The organism is Hoyosella subflava DQS3-9A1 (genome assembly GCF_000214175.1).
Taxonomy (GTDB): Bacteria; Actinomycetota; Actinomycetes; order Mycobacteriales; family Mycobacteriaceae; genus Hoyosella; species Hoyosella subflava.
In genome coordinates this window covers 1,045,634-1,065,641 of the sequence record NC_015564.1, presented here as the reverse complement: position 1 = coordinate 1,065,641, position 20,008 = coordinate 1,045,634, and the positions used below count along the sequence as shown (strand labels likewise).

The following is a 20,008-nucleotide window of genomic DNA, read 5'->3' as shown; positions in this document are numbered from 1 at the left end:
CTGGAAAGTTAACTGCGCCCATAATATGTGCGCTCCGTCACACGCACCGGGAAACCGAAAAATGGCAGTGCGCCACGATCGACGGGTTGCGTTCAGCCGACCTGCGAGCATGCGCAATGTCGAGGTTCAGGGTGTCCACGGCAATTGTGTCGCTGCCCTGGTAGCGGCGGGTGACGTCGTCGAGGTGAATGCCCGCCACGGCGGGCTCCTTCCGTAGCGGGGATCAGCGTGGCAGGTTCGGCGCGATCTGACGGTCGATGATCCGCTGAATTTGTTCCTGGACATCGGCGAACGTCGACTCAACGTCGGCGTTTTGCAGTGCGATCCGCTCGAAGCCGGTGCCAAGGATCTGATCGGCACCCGGGACGAAGACTCGCGCATTGTCTTGCGGGCCCGTGAAGGGAAGCTGGTCGACTGCGGTACGCGCATTGGGGTTGTCATTGAGGTACTGGGCGAACTCATCGGATTCGACGGCAGTCTTACGTACTGGCATGTAGCTGACGTTCTGCGAGAAGTAGGCGGTGTTTTCCGCATTGGTGATGAACTCAATGAACTTCAGTGCGTTCTCTTTTCGCTGATCGGGGATTCCCGAAGGAATGGCAAGCCCGGCACCGCCGGTCGGGCAGCCTGGCTGCTCAGTGCGCGGCAGGAACGCGGTGCCAACCTCAAAACTGGTTGCAGTGGCGGTGATTCCACTCAAACTGCCGGTAGACGCAATGGTCGAGCCGCAGAGACCGGCAGCAAAATCGGTGGCGATATCCGGCGAGACGTTCGCGTAGCGTGCGGTATGGATCTGGTCCCTCAGCCAGTTGCCCGCTTCGATCGTGCGCTCGTCGGTCAGCTTCAAGTCCCACTCCTGCGAGTACGCGCCCCCGAACGTCCAGTTCGGCCCTTGGAACGTCCAGGCGAGATAGTCGATGGCGTTACCCCAGGAATGCGCGAACTTCCCGTTCCCGATGGCCTGCTGAAGTTCAGGCGCCCACTCGCCGAATTCTTGCCAGCTCTCCGGACCGCGATCGGGCAGTCCAACCCGTTGCCACAAGTCCTTGTTGTAGTAGAAGAGCGGCGTTGAGCGCGCGTAAGGCAGCGCGAAGTGGCTGCCGTCAAAGAGGTAGTCGGCGAGCAGAGCATCGACGTAGTCATCGGGCTCGACACCCGCCGATGAGAAGTGCGTATCGAGTGGTTCGATTGTCTTGTTGAGCGCGTAGTTGAACCACCCCACGTCAGAGAGGACAACGACGTCCGGTTGTTCGCCGCCAGCCAATGAAGCGTTGAACTTCTGGGCGACTTCCTCGTAGTTCTTGCCCGCGCTGATCAACTGTACGGAGATGTCGTTTTCGGCTTCGAACCGGCGGATCAGTTCCAGTTCCACGTCCCGTGATGTGCCGGGATGGTTGGACCAGAAGGTGATTCGGCTGCCAGCGCCGCCGGCGTTCCCGCCGCCGTTGCCTCCACTGCCCGTGCCTGTGCAGGCTGTTAGCGCGGCAGTTGCCGCCGCAGTGCCCGCGAGGCCCAGGAAGTGACGCCGATTGAAACCCGCCATGGCATGTTGCCCTCTCTGTAGTGGTCAGCCTTCGACAGCGCCTGAGGTCAGGCCCTGATCCTGTGTCGTTGAAGGATAAGCAAGACGATCAGGATGGGAAGCATCGTCAGAATCGTGCCAGCCATGACTGGCCCCCAGTTCGTGAGGCCCTCGTTGTTCCGCAGCAGGGTGCACCGCAGGAGGGTGCACCGCAGGAGCGTGACGTGACCTGCGCCATCCATCCGCGCCGCCTCGATGATCTCAGACGGTATGGAGAGGAAGTGGTTCCGCGTCAGGAACGTGCCGAATGCGACTCTCGCGAGAGGGAGGATGATGCCCTGGAAGGTGTTGCGCCACTAGTTCAACGGGAGGTTACGCCGGTCTTGATCAGGCGTGGCGCGCAGCGAAAAATTGGCGCGAAACCGGATTCGGCTCCGGAACCCAGTGTTCATTCGTTGTTCGGTGCAGAAGGAAGCAGCTGGTGGACACTGCGGTCACAGCGAATGCGACGACTCCTGACCCTATGGTGATTAGGCGATCCATGACACCGCTCCTTCCGGCAAGCCACAATGATTGCCCGAGTGAAGCGCTGTCCCAGTTACCCGAGTCAGCCCACCGACTGCTTCCCTCTACGCGATGTGTATCGGCACTAGGTTCACAGGTGTTACACCGGTCACAGATCGGACGAAAGCCACCCCAAATGGCGCATTCATGCATGTACAGGCTGCACAGAACCGCAATGGATTCTGTACAGCCTGTACATCGGGACCGAAAAGTATCCGGGGCCGAACCCTAGCCTGAGACACGCTCCGCAAGCGCGGCACGGTACTTCACGACGTTACGCATTTTGATGTCCTCGTAGCCGCGGACCATGTCTGGCAGAGATGCCGTCTCGACAGCGTTAGCCAAACCCTCAGCGTGCAGATCGCCGAGAACGTTTCGCATCGCAGCGATGTATTCGTCGATCAATTCCCGTTCCGTCTTGCGAACCTCAGCGCTGCCGAATGGGTCGAGTTTGGTACCGCGCAGCTTCTTCATCGACTTGAGGCTGCGGAAGGCTGGATCGAACCATGTACCGAGCGTCATCTTCTTCTTCATGCCCATTGCACGAAGTGCCGGTGGGTGCAGTTTGTAGTGCACCTTCGCGCCCTTACCGAACTCTCCCTCGATCTGCTCGCGGATCTCCGGGAGAAGCGCCAGCCGAGCAACCTCGTACTCATCCTTGTAAGCCATCAGCTTGTGCAGATACATCGCTACGGTCTCTGTCAGAACAGTAGAGTCCGGCTGCACGGACCTTTCCTTCCGGTACGTCTCCGTGACGAACGCGACGAACTTCTTCGCGTACTTCTCATCCTGGTAGGCGATCAGTTCGTCGATGCGCATGTCGATCGACTCGGATTGCGCAGGCAGGCCGATCAATGCGCCCAACTGACGAGCACGAGCGGAAATCTCCCGCTTCTTTGGTTCCTGGCGCATCGCTGCCGCGAGCGCAGCCGGATCCGCGACGGACTGCCGTCCCCGACGCAGCGCCTGAAGGTTCTTCTCCACAGCGACACCGTTCAGCACGATGGCCTGCTCGATGGCGGACTCACTGATCGGCAATACGCCTGTCTGCAGTGCCGCGCCCACGAGAATCATGTTCGCGTACTGCTCATCGCCGAAGAGCCGGTCGGCGAGATCGATCGCATCGAGGTAATGGACTTGCTTGGTGACCGCGTCGATCGCAGAGTGGATCGACGCGTCGGCCGGATACACCTCGCTGGTATCGGTGATCATCTTTCCTGTTGCGACGTGAGTAGTAGAGACCACCGCGATGGTTTTGCTGGGAGACGCTACGCGAAGGTTCTGCGGGTCAGTCGCGACGAGCGCGTCACACCCCAGATACAGGTCGCATGAGCCCTCGCCGACCTTCGCTGACAGCTGTTCGGGGCCATCGGTCATCTTGATGTCGGATACGACGGCGCCGCCCTTCTGAGCGAGACCGGTCTGGTCGAGAGTGCGCACCGCGTGACCGTCGATGACAGACGCCATGGCGAGGACCTGACTAACAGTCACCACACCCGTGCCACCGATGCCCATGACGCGCATATCGAACTCGTCACGGCCCGAGTAGTACTTCGGGTGCGGCAGGTCGTCGAGCCCCAATGGCGGCAACATCTGATGCTGCGGCTTCTCCCCTGGTGTGATCGTCATGAACGACGGGCAGTCGCCCTTCAGGCACGAGTAGTCGAGGTTGCACGATGACTGGTTGATCTGAGTCTTGCGCCCAAACTCGGTGTCGGTGGGCTGCACCGACAGGCAGTTGGACTTCTCACCGCAGTCGCCGCAGCCTTCGCACACGCGCTCGTTGATCATCACCTTCGTGGTAGGTGTGGCAATCTTGCCGCGCTTGCGCTTCCGCCGCTTCTGGGCAGCGCACTCCTGATCGTGGATCAGCACCGTAACTCCCGGTACCTTGGCGAGTTCGCGCTGGACGTCCATGAGGTCGTCACGCGGGCGGACGGCCACCCCCTTGGGTAAAGCCCTGCGGTTGATGCGCTTCGGATTGTCACTCGTGATGACGACCCTCGCGACACGCTCGTCGATGAGGATCTTCGTGATCTGCTCGATGGTCATCTCGCCAACTGGGTGCTGCCCGCCCGTCATCGCGACGGCGCTGTTGTAGAGCAGCTTGTACGTGATATTCACACCAGCAGCGACGGCAGCGCGGACCGCGAGTGAACCCGAATGCATGAACGTACCGTCACCAATGTTCTGGACGAGGTGACCTTCCTCGAGGAACGGCGCCATGCCTATCCACTGCACACCCTCGCCGCCCATCTGGGTGGCACCCGTGACGTTGCCGACCTGCTTCTCGTCCATCAGCAAGACCATGGCGTGGCAGCCGATGCCACCACCGACGAGCGTGTTGTCGTCGACCTTCGTTGAGCTGTTGTGTGGACAGCCCGAGCAGAAGTACGGACTACGCACCGCGAGCGGGAGCGACAACGTGTGCGGGCGCGGTCGGCGATACCAGGCTTGCACCGAATCGATACCGCGTGGTTTCAGCGCCTTCGCCATACCTCGCGCGACAGCGTCGAGGTCGAGTTCGCCGGTCACTGGGAACAGTACGGAACCGTCAGTTGCTTTCCGTCCGATGACGCGGGGAGCGTTGACACGACCGTAGAGAAGATCGCGCACCGCACTTTCGATGAAGGAGTGTTTCTCCTCAACGACGATGATCTCTTCGAGACCGTCAGCGAACGTTTCGATGATTCGCGGCTCCAAGGGGTACACCATGCCGAGCTTGAGCACGCGAATACCAAAGCGAGCGAGGTCAGTCTCCGTGATACCGAGCGTGCGGAACGCGCTCTGCAGGTCGAGGTAGGTCTTGCCGGATGTGATGACACCAATCCGATCGGTGCCGCCACTTCGGGTGATCTTGTTGAGCCCATTGTTACGGGCGTATTCAAGCGCACGCGGAAGCCGGGTCTGATGCAGGCTGCGCTCGAGAGCCATAAGCGTTTGACCGAGCACCATCCCGGTCGGCTGATGCTTGCTGGGCTCCGAGTGCCCCAGCAACGGTGACGACAGGTGCGGGTGAACTTGGACCGTACCGGCCCCGTCAGCTACGGCAGTGACGACTTTTAAACCCGTCCACAAACCGGTGAAGCGGGACATGTACTGCGCGTGCAAACCAAGTTCGACGATATCCTGGCTATCAGCCGGATATAGGACCGGCATGTACATATCTGCCATGAGCGCTTCCGATGCCGACGGAATAGTCGACGATTTCGCACCAGGATCATCACCGACCAGAGCCACCGCACCGCCCATCGGGTCCGTGCCGATCATGTTGGCGTGGCGCAACGCGTCAGTCGAGCGGTCCAGGCCGGGCGCTTTGCCGTACCAGATGCCCGTCACACCGTCCCGATTGAAGGTGCCGACGTTTCGCGTGAGCTGGCTGCCCATCACCGCGGTCGCGCCGTACTCTTCGTTCAGGCCGGGCTGGTGGACGACGTCGAGGGTGCTGACAAGATTGCGCTGCCGGATCAATTCAAGGTCATAGCCAGCGAGCGGCGAGCCCTCATAGCCAGATACGAACGTCGCAGTTTTCAGCCCCGCACGGCGGTCCTGACGTGCGCGATCGAGGAGCATGCGGACCAGGGCCTGAATGCCTGTGAGGTATACGACGCCGTCTTCGCGCTCGTACCGCTCATCAAGGTAGAAAGACTGGCTTTTCCTTTTGCCTCCGGTGGTGATATCCGCACCGTGGGCAGCCTCGGACGTGGTCATCGTGGCACCTCCTGTCGCGCCTGGAATGGGTGACTCCCGGCGTGAGCCAGAATCGGGTGTGATCCGGCTCATAAATGTCCATGTGACTACTAGTTAGCCTGAGATCCCCGATTGGCCGCAAGTGATGCACAACACAATGGGCCATTGGTACAGTCATGGTGAGCCCCGGCACACCGATGGTGAGCCACCTGCATACGAGGTGCGATGCCCCAGCAATTTGATCGTCTCGACCTGACCATCCTGCGATTACTCGTCGAGCAACCCCGTGCTGGTGTGCGGGAATATGCTCGGCAGCTCGGAATCGCGCGCGGGACCGCTCAGGCACGAATCGACAAACTACAGCGGGAAGGCGTGATAGAGAGTTACGCCCCGCAGATCTCGCCAGTAGGCCTTGGCTTCAGCGGATTGGCCTACATTCATATACATCTGGCCCAGGGTCAGCTCGATCAGACAAGCCGATTGCTCGCCGCCATTCCAGAGGTCATCGCGGCCGATTCGATCGCCGGTGAAGGCGACCTGATCTGCCAGGTCGTGGCGAAAGACAATCACGAACTCGAACGGGTAATCCAGCGGATCATCGGCACGCCAGGTGTGGTTAGGACGCGCACCGAAATTGTCCTGAGCCGGAGGATACCGCTGCGGGTCGTGCCACTGATCGACGCGCTGGCGCAAGAGCTGGGATGATGCGCTGCCACCCAAACTCGCACTGCAGAAGTTTCGCTGGTGGAGCCCGTTAGCAGTCTTCCGCCGGAAGGTACCCCCACTCGCAGGCCTCTTCATGGCTGTTCGCATGGTTCGGGCGACCATCCGGGTTCGGCATCTCGGCCATCGATATCTCCGTGCCGTCTGCGCGGTAGCACCAGGAGGCGTCACAGTAGATCGTCTCGCCTGTATTGGATTGTTTGACGGTCAACACAGGATTTCCGTCGTCACCGATGCAGATCTGCCCGCCGCAGAAGGGGTAGCTCGGGTTGCCCTCTACGACGCCATAGTTGGCGATGCATCCGGGTAGCGTTCCCACCGTCCCGTCTGGAAAGTGGTACGTACCGTCCATGGCTGGGTCGCAGTTGTTCTGGTCCCAGTCGCCGGAATCCTCATCAGGCACGGGAGCCTGTCGCTGTGCCTCCGTAGCTGTGGGAACGACTGCGGGCACGTCAACATCTGGCTCTTGTCCCAAGCCATCGGGCTCGGTTGGCGTGATTATGGGCGATGCAGACTCCGCTGGAGTGTTCACTACTGATGACGTAGTGGGATCGGTCCCGGCGGTCACTACCGTCGTTGAACAACCAACGCCTATAACGCAGGTGGCTGCCAACACACCCATGGAAAAATACGAACGCATAGTCCCCCTGCTCCCTAGCGCACCCGCACGCGACCATACGCGTTACAGAATCATTGCACGACGGAAAATGATCATGGTTGTCCCCCGGGGGAGGTCGGAGGCATCCGAACGCTTGCCCGAACGGCGTTCCTGGAGGATCTGAGGAACGGCGCCGCGGCACCACGATGATCGGACTGTTGTCTCCAACCGTGATCAACGTGCCCTGCTAAAGCAGTGACGGTTCGCTGTCACGCGCACGGTCTATGCGGCTCACGCACAACGTCTTACCGTGGAGACCCAGGCGGTGGCTGTTCGACGCGGGCTCAGGCAAACCTACTTCCTGGTGGCCTGGTGGAGTAGTCGCAGCGTGGCGCATTGCTCGCGGATGTCGGTCAAACAGCCTAATTTGCGCAAATCATACTTGCTCATAGTGAGGTTCGTTATATTCTGCCAAAGCACCGTCGGTCACATAGATCACGTGCGGCACGCTAATACCGTTCGGTCTACCGGTAATTGTGCCTCGTCGCAATAAGGCGCAGTCGCCGGGGAGGTGAACTTTCTAAGATTCGGAGATCTACACGAATAAAATGTGCCACTCAGTTTATTCACTGAGGCCATCGATCGGCAGATTCAATCAATAAGACAAAGGAGAAATCTGTGGTTGGAAATCGAATCATTGGACGAACAACTGCGGTCATCAGCGCAACTGCTGTTGCCCTTGCAGTTGGCGCGGGCGCTAGCATGGCAGCTGTCACTGGAACCGCTGACGTCGCAGCGAGCGGAGACGAAATCTCCTTTGCACTCGACCTGACCGGGGAGCCGGGCTTCAATTGCTCGCTAATGGTAGTTACGAATGACCTCTCTTACACCGACGACCGGCACCTTTCCGATGACGACGGAGTGCTCGTAGGGACCTTCACATTCGATTCGCTTCCCGACGGGACGTACTTCACACAGACCTACTGCGAAGACTCCGACATGATTCCTTTCGCTCGGATAAATGGCCCCTTCGTCATCCCCACCGCGAATGGCGGCGGCAATGGGGGCGGCGGTTTCGGGAGCATCTCCGGCAGCTAGAAAGAAAAATTCATCTAATACCTTCGCGCTGGAAACGCGACTTCTCCATCAGCGTAGCCGTGGAGAAGTCGCGTTCTCGTGAAAAAGTCGGAAGTATGCTAACCAACAATCCAGGTGTCATGCCCATCGAGCAGCCGCTGCAGATCAGGCGCCTCCGCCTCCCGCGCTCGCGCCACCTGTTCGCGCGCTAGATCGTCGTAAGTAGGTCGTTCGACCTGCCGGAAAATCCCTATCGGCGTGCGGTCACTCATACGTGACAGTGCAAACGCGCCAGTAGGGTCGGGGTCGCCGGGATCGTGCACCTTCCCGTCGACCTCCACCCCCGCGCGTAGCCGAAGAAGCTGTGACTCCCCTTCCTCGGTTTTGAGCGCATCGAATGCACCCTGGTTGAAGATCGGGCAGTTTTGGTAGATCTCAATGAACGCCGATCCGCGGTGATGCGCCGCCGCTTCGAGTATCTCGGTCAAACCCTTCCGGTCCGAATCGATCGCGCGCGCGACGAATGTGGCTTCCGCGCCGAGTGCGAGCGAGACCGGATTGAAAGGGTGATCGAGAGACCCCATCGGCGTCGACGTCGTGACTTTCCCGGCTTCCGACGTCGGCGAGTACTGTCCCTTCGTCAGTCCATAGATACGGTTGTTGAACAGCAGGATCTTGAGGTTGACGTTGCGGCGCAGCGCGTGGATGAAGTGGTTGCCGCCGATCGACAATGCGTCGCCATCGCCTGTCACTACCCACACTGACAGGTCTGGCCGCGAGACCGCGAGCCCTGTCGCGATAGCAGGTGCGCGCCCGTGGATCGAGTGCATGCCGTAGGTGTTTAAGTAGTACGGGAACCGGGACGAGCAGCCGATGCCCGAGATAAAGACCAGGTTCTCGCGTTTGATGCCGAGCGTCGGTAAGAACGCCTGCACGGCGTTCAGCACGACGTAATCGCCGCAGCCGGGACACCAGCGCACTTCCTGGTCAGATTTGAAATCCTTCGCTCTGTACGGGGCGTCGCTCAGCGGTATCAAGTTGAGCCCGTTCATTTCACACCTGCCTTGTGATACTCCGGCGTCATGTGGTCGAGGAGCATCTGCTCGACCTCTTCAGCTTTGAATGGCATACCGCTGACCTTCGTGTACGGCACAATGTCGATGAGGAACTTGGCGCGAAGGATCATCGAGAGCTGCCCGAGATTCATCTCCGGAACGATCACTCGCTCGTAGCTGTTCAGCACATCGCCGAGATTCGCTGGCATCGGATTGAGAGACCGCAGGTGTGCCTGCGCGACACTGAGTCCTCGCCGTCTCACCCGGCGGCAGCCCGCACCGATCGGCCCAAGCGTCGAACCCCATCCGAGCACGAGGACGTCCGCGTCACCGGTGGGGTCATCGACCTCGAGGTCCGGCACCGCGATCCCCTCGATTTTCGCCTGCCGCAGCCGCACCATTGTGTCGTGGTTCTCTGGGTCGTAGGAGATGCCGCCCTTTCCGTCAGCCTTTTCCAGACCGCCGATGCGATGCTCGAGCCCTGGCGTACCAGGAATTGCCCAGTCACGCGCGAGGGAGGTGGGGTCACGCCGGTAGGGCCAGAAGTCACCGGACCCGTCCGAGGCATTCGGGGCTGTCGCAAACCCGGCGGAGAATTCTGGAAGCGTTTCTGCGTCGGGGATCCGCCACGGCTCGCTGCCGTTCGCGATCATGCCATCAGACAAAATGATGACCGGCGTTCGATACGTGAGCGCTATCCGTGCTGCTTCTAGCGCGGTATCGAAGCAGTCCGCCGGTGACGACGGGGCAAGCACGGCGACCGGCGACTCCCCGTTGCGCCCGCAGAACGCCTGCAGCAAGTCCGCTTGCTCTGTCTTCGTGGGCAGACCCGTCGACGGTCCGCCGCGTTGCACGTCGACGATGATGAGCGGAAGTTCTGTCATCACCGCGAGCCCGATGGTTTCGGCTTTCAGCGCAAGCCCCGGGCCGGACGTCGTGGTCACGCCGAGCGCTCCGCCGTACGACGCACCGAGAGCGGCACCCACTGCCGCGATCTCGTCTTCTGCCTGAATGGTGGTGATGCCGAAGTTCTTGTGCTTGCTGAGTTCGTGCAGGATGCTGCTGGCGGGCGTGATCGGGTAGGAGCCGAGCACCACGGGCATGCGCGTGCAGCGGCCTGCTGCGACAATTCCGTAGGCCAGGGCGATGTTGCCGGTGATCTGCCGGTACTTGCCCGGCGGCAGTTGTGCGGGCGGGATTTCGACCCTCGCGACCGACGACTCGATTGTTTCGCCGTAGTTCCAGCCAGCATGCAGCGCAAGCACGTTCGCTTCGGCGACGGTCGGCGCTTTGGCGAACTTGGTGCGCAGGAACTTTTCGGTGTGCTCGACCGGGCGATGATACATCCAAGACAACAGACCCAGAGCGAACATGTTTTTGCAGCGCGACGCGTCTTTCTTGCCGACTCCGGCAGGCGCGACGGCACCCTCCGTGAGTGACGTCATCGCTACCGGATGGATCTGGTAGCCATCGAGGGAATCGTCTTCGAGCGGGTTCGCGCTATAACCGGCTTTCTGCAGATTCCGCTTGCTGAACTCGTCACTGTTGGCGATGATCACACCGCCGCTGCGCAGATCTTTGAGGTTCGCGCGGAGCGCGGCGGGATTCATGACGACGAGTACGTCCGGGCGGTCACCCGGCGTCAGGATGTCGTGGCCAGCGAAGTGAATCTGAAACGACGAGACTCCTGGGATCGTCCCCTGCGGAGCTCTGATCTCGGCGGGGAAGTCAGGGAGGGTCGCGAGGTCATTTCCGAAGATCGCAGTGGACGAAGCGAAGCGCTCCCCCGTCAGCTGCATTCCGTCCCCGGAATCCCCCGCGAACCGTACAACAACCCGTTCCGACGTGTTGTCTGCCATTCGGTGTGGTCCTTTGTGCGACGTCCGCGCGGGATCATCCGCGCGTTACCCCTTCCACACTAGTAGAACACGTTCTACTATTCTAGTAGGGTCTAGAGCGCCAACAGACGGAGAGTTACATGGAAGCGGGAACGATTTCCCAAGCCGCCCAGGCAATCCTGGACGCCTACGACACAGGAAAGCCGATAGAGCCCGTCGTCGATCAATTCCCTGGCTCCACGATCAGGGACGCCTACAGAATTCAGAAAGAAGTCGTTCACCAGTGGCTTGCGAGCGGCGACACCGTCAAAGGGCACAAAGTCGGCCTCGCGTCCCTTGCCATGCAAACCCAGATGGGCGTCAACCAGCCCGACTACGGCCACTTACTCACGTCAATGTTCCATCTCGAGCACCTGCCGATCGATACACCGACGTACCTGCAGCCCCGCATCGAACCCGAGATCGCGTTCATACTCGGCCGACAGCTGAGCGGGCCAGGTGTCACGGTCGCCGACGCGCTGCGGGCGATTGACTACGTCATACCCGCGCTCGAAATCGTCGATTCACGCATTCGGGACTGGCGCATCTCGATCGTCGACACCATCGCCGACAATGCCTCCTCGGGGGGCGTCGTCCTCGGCAGCAAGCCGACGCTGATCCATCAGGCCGATCTCGCCAAAATCAGCTGCGTGATGAGCAAAAACGGGAAAACTACCGGAACCGGGGTGGGCGGTGCCGTACTTGGGTCACCGATTAACGCGCTCGTGTGGCTTGCGAACACTGTTGGACCGCTCGGTACGACACTCGAACCCGGGCATGTCATCCTGCCAGGATCGATGACCCGCGCAGAACCCATCGGAGCTGGTGACGTCGTTACCGCGACTATGGGAGAGCTCGGCGATGTTACCGCGGTTTTTTCTGACAGCGACGAGCAATAGCTCGAGGAGGACAGAGATATGAAAATCCAGGTCGATACCAACGCATGCGTGGGCACGGGATTCTGCGAGGCCATTCGCTCCGACATTTTCGAAGTCGGCGACGACGGAGTCGTCACGTTGCTCACCGAGGAATTCACCGAAGCCGACCGGGCTGACCTTGAGGACGCTGTCGCACAATGTCCCATGGGGGCGCTGTATTTGGAGGGGTGAGAACGGGTGACGCCGTGCGCCCACCTCGTAGCGACAAAAGTGAGGGCCCAGGACCTGCTGTCGCTGTGAGGTGGGCGGACTGGGTTACGAATGTTACGTCCAGGTCGATCCGTCCCCGCGCCAGGCTCTGATCACGCCCCCAGCACTGCGGCATCGCGCTCGGCCTGGATCTCAAGCGCGATGCTAATGATCATGTCTTCCTGGCCACCCACATATCCACGCTCGCCACAGCGATACAGGATTTCGTGCGCGGGCACGCCATAGCGTTCCGCCGCCCGCTCCGCATGCAGCAAGAAAGACGAGTACACGCCCGCATATCCCTGAACGATGGACGAGCGGTCCATCACCGGCAGTCGCGTGATGAACGGTTTCACGACATCCTCCGCGGCGGCCATTAGGGCGTCCTTGTCTACACCGGTTCTGATCCCCAGCCGCTCAAACGTCGCCGCGAGCACTTCAGTCGGAGAGTTTCCCGCGCCCGCCCCGAGCGCCACCAGCGAGCCATCAATCTGCCGCGCTCCGGCGCGGTACGCGAGGACCGAGTTCGCGACGCCGAACGATAGGTTCTGGTGCCCGTGGTACCCCACCTGGGCGTCTCCCCCGAACTCGGCCACCAGCGCAGCCACCCGCTCAGCCGCATCTTCGAGAATGAGCGCCCCTGCCGAGTCGACGACGTAGACGCACTGACAGCCCGCGTCGACCATGATCCGTCCCTGCTTTGCGAGCTGCTCTGGCGTCACCATGTGCGACAGCATCAGGAAACCGACCGTTTCCAGGCCGAGTTCGCGGGCGGCGCTGAAATGCTGGACGGAGACGTCAGCCTCGGTGCAATGCGTCGCGATACGCACAGCACCTGCACCGAGATCAGCTGCACCACGAAGGTCCGCGACGGTGCCGAGACCTGGCAACAGCAAGACCGCGATTTTCGCGTTGTGAGCCGTCTCGACGGCGGTGCTGATGAGCTTGCGTTCATCCACCAGAGAGAACCCATAGTTGAAGGTAGACCCGCCGAGGCCGTCACCGTGGCACACCTCGATGAGCGAGACGCCCGTCTGATCGAGGGCTGCGACCGTGTTTCGCACATTCTCTTCGGTGAACTGGTGCGCCATCGCGTGGCTGCCATCGCGCAACGTTGTGTCGACGATGCGGACTTCCCGATCGATGCCGTCCCACTGGTTCACTGGAGCGCTCCTTCTTTCTCGCGCGTAATTTGGGTCGCGATGACTTCACCGACGCGCGCCGCTGCGGCCGTCATGATGTCGAGATTCCCCGCATACTCGGGCAGGTAGTCCCCCGCTCCCGCGACCTCGACGAAGACCGCGACCCTGGCGTGGCCATTCCACCCCTGGCGAGGCGGATCGAACTGCGGGTCAGCCTTGAGGCGGTATCCCGGCACGTAAACCTGCACGTCGCGCACGATCTGATGAATGGACTCTCTGATCAAGTCCTTCTCCGCGTCGGGGTCGATCGCGCAGAAGATGGTGTCACGCATGATCATTGGCGGGTCGACAGGATTGATGATGATGATCGCTTTCCCCTGATCCGCACCACCTACCTTCTCGATGCCTTCAGCGGTGGTGGCGGTGAATTCGTCGATGTTCGCCCGGGTGCCGGGACCAGCTGAAACTGATGCGACGGAAGCAACAATCTCCGCGTACGGCACGGGCGTGACGCGCGAAACGGCATGCACGATCGGAATCGTGGCCTGCCCGCCGCAGGTGATCATGTTGAGGTTGGGTGCGTCGAGCTGCTGCGGAAGGTTGACGACCGGGCACGTGAATGGGCCCAGCGCGGCTGGCGTGAGGTCGACGGCTTTGATGCCGGCTTCCGCGTAGCGTGGGGCGTTGGCTTTGTGCGCTTTCGCCGAGGTCGACTCGAAAACGATGTCGGGCAGATCTGATTGCGCGAGAAGCCAATCAACTCCCCCGGCGGATGTTTCGATGCCCTGCTCAGCCGCGCGAGTGAGGCCGTCCGAGTTCTCGACCACTCCGACCATGTACCGGACATCGATCTGATCGCTGCGCTTCAGTTTTGCGAGCAGGTCGGTGCCAATATTCCCTGGCCCGACGATCGCAGCGGTGACCTTAGCGGAAGCCATGAACCAACCCTCCATGAGAACGTGTTCTACCTCATTCAGGGTAGAACACGTTCTCATTTATGTCACTAGTGGACACCGCACCTTGACCGCACACCTCGAATGCCGACCGCACACCCATTGCAGCCGGTGTGCGGTCGGCAAAGAGGGTGCGTGGTGACCTGAAACCGCTCACCCCACCCGCACACTCGCCGCGGCGTGCCGTCCCGCACGCCGGCCGAAGAACGAACCTTCGCCTACGCACGTGCCGCTGGCGTACCCGGAACAGTCCTGCGCAATGTTTGACGCGCACGCACCGGCGGCATACAGGCCTGGGACGGGACCACCAGCCGTGAGCACTTCGCCGTCGGGGCTTGTCCGCAATCCGCCCAGGGTGAACCCGACGTACGCTGCTTTGCCCAGCGATAGATCGAATGCCGCCCACGGGCCCGCATCCAGCGGCTTCAGCCAGTCGGGGTGCTTGTGAAAATCAGGATCATCGCCCTTTGCGGCACTGGTGTTGTAGTCGTCCAGTGTGGTCGCGAGATTGCCCGGCGGGATACCCAGCGCGAGTTCCATCTCGTCGATGCTCTCCCAGCCATCGATAAAGGGCGCCAGCGGGATTTCCGGCCACGCGGTCGTTTCGGCGTCCAGGATCAGGTAGGCGCGCGCGTTTGGCTGTTCAAGGACGGCACCCGCGGTGCGGCCGTGGTACGAGTCTTCTGCGACGAATCGGTGGCCTGCCTCGTTGACGATGATTCCGTTCAGCATCTGCGGCGGCGGGTAGAACGCGGCCGTCATGAACGCACCCTCCATGTGGATGGGCACACCACCAGCTGACTGTCCGAGCCGGATACCGAGTCCATCGTCACCGGGCGTACCGAGCGGCATGAAGCCTGATACGAGACGCGGAGTGTACGCAGCGATCATTTCCGTGTTCACCACGAACCCGCCCGCGGCGAGCACTACGCTTCCGGCCCGGAGAAAGGCCGGCCCATCGCTGAGCCGCCGCACGTGCACACCCACCACGTGGCCGTCCGCATCCGCGACGAGGTTGCGCACGGTCGTCTCGTACTGCACCCGGATGGGCAGTGACTCAATGTGCTTCGTCAGAATCCGCATCAGTTCAGCACCCCCGGTCTCCCCGGGCGCCGCGACTTTGTGACCACGGGGGGCAGGCTTAGCTTGTTCACGGAACGGCCAGGTGAGTTCGTTTCCCGTCCACATGAGGCCTTCGGTACCAGGCTGGTACACGGCCTTACCCGCGTAGAACGATCGTTCGAAGGGCACGCCGAGTGATTCAAGCCAGCTGAAATGCGCGACACTCCCCTCGCAGTACAGCCGGATCTTCTCGCTGTCCGGCTCGGGGGTCACCGCTTCGATGTAGCGGATCATTTCCGCGACGTCATCGATGATCCCGGTGGCTTCCTGCACGGGCGTCCCGCCGCCGAGGTAGATCTGACCGGCGCACAACGCGGTTGTGCCACCGCTGGCGGTTGCGCGCTCAAGCAGCAGGACGTCAGCGCCTGTTTCAGCTGCCGCGATCGCCGCACACGCGCCTGCGACGCCGAATCCAACAACGATGACGTCAGCGGCGTCTCCCCATTCTGGGACGTCTTTCGTGGACATCAACTCTGGAATATCGGTCGCCATAAGCTAGACCTTCAACGCGTGGGTCGCTGTGGCGCCACCGTCCGCGACGAACTCGGCTCCGGTGCAATACGAGCTTTCGTCACTTGCGAGGAAGACCGCGAGGCTGGCAATCTCTTCAGGCTTTCCTAGCCGCCCGAGGGCCACACGCTTCCCGATCCAGCTGATGTCGATCTCGACTCCGCCTACAGCGTCGTGAACCATTTTCGTGTCGATCATTCCGGGGTGGATGGAGTTGACGCGGATTCCGTCCTCGCCGAGCTCAAGCGCCGCAACTTTCGTCATCCCGCGGATCGCAAATTTGCTGGCTGTATAGGCGACGAGGAATGGCATTCCCGCCAGTCCTTCCACGGATGACACGTTGATGATCGATCCCCCGCCCGCCGCCTTCAAAGGTTCGACGGCCGACTTCATTCCAAGGAACGTGCCCACCTGGTTGATTCCGATGACACGCTGGTAGTCCTCGAGCCGAGTGTCCTGCACCCGTGAAAAGTGCAGCACCCCAGCGTTGTTCATCAATACATTCAGTGACCCGAACTGTGTGGTGGTGAACTCGACCGCCTCGATCCAATTCTGTTCATCGGTGACGTCGAGGTGTATGTACGCCGCGGATTCACCGAGTTCTTCTGCGAGGAGCTTGCCGTCGGTGTCGAGAATATCTGCGATAACGACCTTCGCTCCCTCTGCGACGAATCGCTGCGCGGCAGAAGCGCCCTGGCCTCGGGCCGCCCCGGTGATGAGCGCTACTTTGCCTGCTAACCGACTCATAACTGTCACTCTCCCATTTATTCCGCTAGCAGGTCCGACGCAGCGAAGATACGAGCCGGATCGCGGTCGGCGAAGTACTCCCCAACTGAGCTTGCAAGTTCTTCCGGTGACCACACGGTGCCCGCGGCGTCGAATCGCTTCTCGATAGATGGCGGCGCCATCAGCGTGACCATGCCGCCGTGGACAACGAACACCTGGCCTGAGATCTTCGCCGCGGCCTCCGATGCGAGGAAGGCAACAAACGGTGCTACGTGGTCGACGGAGAGTGCGTCACTCCCGACCTCTGGTGGCGGGCCGAAGACGTCCTGGGTCATCGCGGTGCGCGCGCGGGGACAGATCGCGTTTGCCCGCACTCCGTATCTGGCTAGGCTTCGCGCGGTGGCAACAGTGAGTGCCGCGATCCCCGCTTTGGCGGCGGCGTAGTTCGGCTGGCCTGCGGCACCAAAGAGAAACGCCTCGGAGGCGGTGTTGATTACGCTTGCCCGGGCGGGTTCTCCTGTTTCCTTCACACGGCCACGCCAGTAGGAGGCCGCGTTGCGTGAGAGCAGGAAATGGCCGCGCAGATGCACACGGATGACGAGATCCCACTCGTCATCCGACATGTTGAACAGCATCCGGTCGCGCAGCACACCCGCGTTGTTGACAACTATGTCGAGACCCCCGAAATGCTGGATCGCGGCGTCGATCAGAGCGTCGGCGGTTGAGCGGTCGGAGATGTCTCCCGTGACATGCAGAGCCTTCCCGCCAGCCGCTTCGATCTCGTCGACGACACCTGTCACGTCGGTCGTCAGATCGTTGACGACGATGTGTGCGCCCTGGCCCGCGAGGGCGAGAGCCTCAGCGCGACCGAGCCCCGCTCCGGCTCCCGTGACAACCGCGACCTTGCCTTCTAAAGTCCCCACTCGCTCTCCTGGCCTCTTGTGAACGGCATTTTTCCGCATAGGTATTTCCCACACAGTGTTTGATAGCTAGAGTAGAACGTGTTCTTGTTTTGGACAAGGGGTCGATAGAGAGGGCGCAGAATGCGCATCAGCTATACCAGCGAGCAACTGAAGCTACGCGACCACCTGCGCGAGTACTTCGCCACCGTCATGACACCCGAGCGGCGCGACGGCCTCGAAACGCCCGGTGGTGAGTACGGCAACGGAGCGGCATACAACGAGATCATCAAACAATTGGGCCAGGACCGCTGGCTAGCGGCCGGATGGCCAGAACAGTACGGTGGCCAGGCGCGCCCGATGATCGAGCAGCTCATCTTCACCGAAGAAGCAGCGATCGCGGGAGTTCCAATTCCCTTCCTCACGCTGAACACAATCGGCCCCACCATCATGCGATACGGCACTGAAGATCAGAAACAGTTCTACCTGCCGAAGATCGCTTCCGGGGACCTCAATTTCTCGATCGGCTACTCCGAGCCCGAAGCAGGCACCGACCTTGCCTCCCTGAAGACGAAAGCCATCCGCGATGGCGCCTCCTACATCATCAATGGCCAAAAAATGTGGACGAGCCTGATCGAGTACGCCGACTACATCTGGCTCGCCGCGCGCACGGACCCGAATGCCGCAAAGCAGAAGGGACTTTCGATCTTCATCGTGCCCACCTCGGCACCAGGATTCAGCTGGACGAAGGTACACACTGTCGCGGGGCCGGGTACGAGCGCCACTTACTATTCGGATGTCCGGGTCCCGATCGACGCACTCGTCGGTGAGGAGAATAAGGGCTGGTCGCTCATCACCAACCAGCTGAACCACGAGCGCGTCGCACTCACGCCGGCCGCACCTCTGCAGGAATCACTGCGTCAAGTCCGGCAATGGGCGCAACAAACAAAGCGGCCCGACGGTTCACTCGTCATCGACTCCGAATGGGTGCAGCTACACCTCGCACGTGTGCACGCACACGCCGAGTATCTGAAACTGCGCAACTGGCGGACCGCGTGGGGCGCCGAAACAGGCGAGATCACCCCCGCCGAAGCATCCGCGACGAAAGTATTCGGCACTGAATACGCCACCGAGGGCTACCGCCTCCTCATGGAAGTTCTGGGCACGGGCGCGGTCATTCGCCGCAACTCTCCCGGCGCGCTGCTGCGCGGGCGCATCGAGCGACTCCACCGCGCTGCTCTCATCTTGACGTTCGGTGGCGGCACCAACGAAATCCAGCGCGACATCATCGCTGCCACAGCGCTGCGACTCCCCGTTACCCGTTAGGACGGTCCATGGACTTCACAATCACCGAAGCGCAAGGCGACCTCGCCGGTCTTGCGAAACAAGTCCTCAGCGACTGGAACACCAAACATCCGGATAGGCCACTCGGCGGATTCGATCGCGAGCTGTGGACTGCGATGTGCAGCGCTGGACTCGTAGATGCAGCCCTCCCCAACACCGTCGGCGGTGCAGGATTCGGCGTACTCGAACAGTGCAGCATCCTGACCGAGATCGGCCGTACGTGCGCACCCGTTCCCTTCCTTTCCAGCGTCGCTGGTGCAGCGTCTGTGCTCGCCGAGTTCGGCACCCCGGAACAGATCGAACGCTGGCTGATTCCAGTTGTTCGCGGCACCGCAATACTGTCCCCCGCCATCGCCGACGCCGGGGATCCTGCGCCGTTCACAGCCCAACGCGGCCAGGAAGGATGGACCCTCGCTGGCTCCCAGACAGCCATCCTTGATGGTGCTTTCGCGGATGCGTTCCTCTGTGAAGCCGAAACACCCGATGGGCGCGCCATTTTCTGTGTCCCGCGCACCGCGAGCGGTGTCACCGTGTCGGAGCAGGACGTCGTTGACGGAGCGGATGCCGCGCAGCTTGAACTCGAGGCCGTCACGGTGCGCGACACCGAGATCCTCGCCGGTGCGGCGCCAACGTGGCTGCGGCAGCGCCTTACTCTCGGGCTGTGTGCGCAGCAGCTCGGCACACTCGAGGCCGCGCTCGAGATGACCAGCGACTACGCGCGCACCCGCGAACAGTTCGGTAAACCGATCGGCTCGTTCCAGGCGGTCCGGCAGCGTCTCGCCGACGCATATATCGATGTCGAGGCCGTCCGCCTCACGCTATGGCAGGCTGCCTGGCAAATCAGCGCCGGAGAACCTGCGGCCGACGCCGTGGCGACAGCAAAGTTCTGGGCCGCAGAAGCCGGCCACCGGGTTGCACACACCGCTGTCCACATTCATGGCGGGGTCGGCATCGACTTGGACTATCCCCTGCACCGTTACTTCGTCGCCGCGAAGCGCGCAGAATTCGCATTCGGTGGCGCTACCTCCCAGCTGCGCACACTCGGAACGCGGCTCGCTGAAGAGCTCGTCTAAGGAAGG

The 20,008-nt window shown here is 61.4% G+C and carries 17 protein-coding genes and 1 pseudogene; 6 read left to right on the top strand and 12 right to left on the bottom strand.

Annotated features, from left to right (window positions below):
- Positions 1 to 37 precede the first annotated feature (37 nt).
- The 4 genes and pseudogenes from AS9A_RS24045 to AS9A_RS04980 form a co-directional block, all read right to left on the bottom strand.
- A complete protein-coding gene (locus AS9A_RS24045; RefSeq protein ID WP_013805833.1) occupies positions 38 to 199 on the bottom strand; it encodes a hypothetical protein in 162 nt (53 codons plus the stop codon).
- A 24-nt stretch (positions 200 to 223) separates the two neighbouring features.
- Positions 224 to 1,543: an ABC transporter substrate-binding protein gene (locus tag AS9A_RS04985; protein ID WP_013805832.1), complete on the bottom strand. Its 1,320-nt coding sequence runs from the start codon at positions 1,541 to 1,543 to the stop codon at positions 224 to 226.
- Positions 1,544 to 1,567: 24 nt separating this feature from the next.
- Positions 1,568 to 1,878, bottom strand: a pseudogene (locus tag AS9A_RS24530) (carbohydrate ABC transporter permease); the annotation flags it as partial.
- Positions 1,879 to 2,314: 436 nt separating this feature from the next.
- Positions 2,315 to 5,797 carry an indolepyruvate ferredoxin oxidoreductase family protein gene (locus AS9A_RS04980; RefSeq protein ID WP_041450878.1) on the bottom strand — a complete coding sequence of 1,161 codons (3,483 nt, stop codon included), beginning with the start codon at positions 5,795 to 5,797 and terminating at the stop codon, positions 2,315 to 2,317.
- Between the two features lie 204 nt (positions 5,798 to 6,001).
- Between AS9A_RS04980 and AS9A_RS04975 the strand changes: the two genes are divergently transcribed.
- Positions 6,002 to 6,481 carry an Lrp/AsnC family transcriptional regulator gene (locus tag AS9A_RS04975; protein WP_013805828.1) on the top strand — a complete coding sequence of 160 codons (480 nt, stop codon included), beginning with the start codon at positions 6,002 to 6,004 and terminating at the stop codon, positions 6,479 to 6,481.
- A gap of 49 nt (positions 6,482 to 6,530) precedes the next feature.
- Here AS9A_RS04975 and AS9A_RS04970 read toward each other — a convergent pair whose 3' ends face one another.
- Positions 6,531 to 7,031 carry a hypothetical protein gene (locus AS9A_RS04970; RefSeq protein ID WP_158307344.1) on the bottom strand — a complete coding sequence of 167 codons (501 nt, stop codon included), beginning with the start codon at positions 7,029 to 7,031 and terminating at the stop codon, positions 6,531 to 6,533.
- Between the two features lie 744 nt (positions 7,032 to 7,775).
- Here AS9A_RS04970 and AS9A_RS04965 point away from each other — a divergent pair.
- Entirely contained in the window at positions 7,776 to 8,195 is a 420-nt protein-coding gene (locus AS9A_RS04965) for a hypothetical protein (protein ID WP_013805826.1), read from the top strand.
- Between the two features lie 98 nt (positions 8,196 to 8,293).
- On the opposite strand, the gene AS9A_RS04960 is transcribed toward AS9A_RS04965, so the two are convergent.
- Together AS9A_RS04960 and AS9A_RS04955 are read right to left on the bottom strand one after the other, a co-directional pair.
- Entirely contained in the window at positions 8,294 to 9,226 is a 933-nt protein-coding gene (locus AS9A_RS04960) for a 2-oxoacid:ferredoxin oxidoreductase subunit beta (RefSeq protein ID WP_013805825.1), read from the bottom strand.
- Complete coding sequence (locus AS9A_RS04955; RefSeq protein ID WP_013805824.1) at positions 9,223 to 11,088, bottom strand: 2-oxoacid:acceptor oxidoreductase subunit alpha; 1,866 nt, start codon at positions 11,086 to 11,088, stop codon at positions 9,223 to 9,225. The genes AS9A_RS04960 and AS9A_RS04955 overlap by 4 nt, the downstream gene beginning before the upstream one ends.
- 119 nt (positions 11,089 to 11,207) lie before the next feature.
- On the opposite strand from AS9A_RS04955, the gene AS9A_RS04950 reads away from it, so the two are divergent.
- Together AS9A_RS04950 and AS9A_RS04945 are read left to right on the top strand one after the other, a co-directional pair.
- Positions 11,208 to 12,005 carry a 2-keto-4-pentenoate hydratase gene (locus tag AS9A_RS04950; protein ID WP_013805823.1) on the top strand — a complete coding sequence of 266 codons (798 nt, stop codon included), beginning with the start codon at positions 11,208 to 11,210 and terminating at the stop codon, positions 12,003 to 12,005.
- An 18-nt stretch (positions 12,006 to 12,023) separates the two neighbouring features.
- Positions 12,024 to 12,215 carry a ferredoxin gene (locus AS9A_RS04945; RefSeq protein WP_013805822.1) on the top strand — a complete coding sequence of 64 codons (192 nt, stop codon included), beginning with the start codon at positions 12,024 to 12,026 and terminating at the stop codon, positions 12,213 to 12,215.
- A gap of 131 nt (positions 12,216 to 12,346) precedes the next feature.
- Here AS9A_RS04945 and dmpG read toward each other — a convergent pair whose 3' ends face one another.
- From dmpG to AS9A_RS04920, 5 genes are all read right to left on the bottom strand, one after another.
- Positions 12,347 to 13,396 (bottom strand): 4-hydroxy-2-oxovalerate aldolase, encoded by a 1,050-nt coding sequence (dmpG, locus tag AS9A_RS04940; protein ID WP_013805821.1) that lies wholly within the window; start codon positions 13,394 to 13,396, stop codon positions 12,347 to 12,349.
- Entirely contained in the window at positions 13,393 to 14,313 is a 921-nt protein-coding gene (locus AS9A_RS04935; protein ID WP_013805820.1) for an acetaldehyde dehydrogenase (acetylating), read from the bottom strand. The genes dmpG and AS9A_RS04935 overlap by 4 nt, the downstream gene beginning before the upstream one ends.
- A gap of 168 nt (positions 14,314 to 14,481) precedes the next feature.
- Positions 14,482 to 15,942 carry an FAD-binding protein gene (locus tag AS9A_RS04930; protein ID WP_013805818.1) on the bottom strand — a complete coding sequence of 487 codons (1,461 nt, stop codon included), beginning with the start codon at positions 15,940 to 15,942 and terminating at the stop codon, positions 14,482 to 14,484.
- Between the two features lie 3 nt (positions 15,943 to 15,945).
- Entirely contained in the window at positions 15,946 to 16,707 is a 762-nt protein-coding gene (locus AS9A_RS04925; RefSeq protein ID WP_013805817.1) for a glucose 1-dehydrogenase, read from the bottom strand.
- 17 nt (positions 16,708 to 16,724) lie between these two features.
- Complete coding sequence (locus AS9A_RS04920) at positions 16,725 to 17,648, bottom strand: 3-oxoacyl-ACP reductase (RefSeq protein WP_049793658.1); 924 nt, start codon at positions 17,646 to 17,648, stop codon at positions 16,725 to 16,727.
- Between the two features lie 81 nt (positions 17,649 to 17,729).
- Between AS9A_RS04920 and AS9A_RS04915 the strand changes: the two genes are divergently transcribed.
- A complete protein-coding gene (locus AS9A_RS04915; protein ID WP_013805815.1) occupies positions 17,730 to 18,911 on the top strand; it encodes an acyl-CoA dehydrogenase family protein in 1,182 nt (393 codons plus the stop codon).
- A gap of 8 nt (positions 18,912 to 18,919) precedes the next feature.
- Entirely contained in the window at positions 18,920 to 20,002 is a 1,083-nt protein-coding gene (locus AS9A_RS04910; protein ID WP_013805814.1) for an acyl-CoA dehydrogenase family protein, read from the top strand.
- The last annotated feature ends 6 nt before the right edge of the window (positions 20,003 to 20,008 follow it).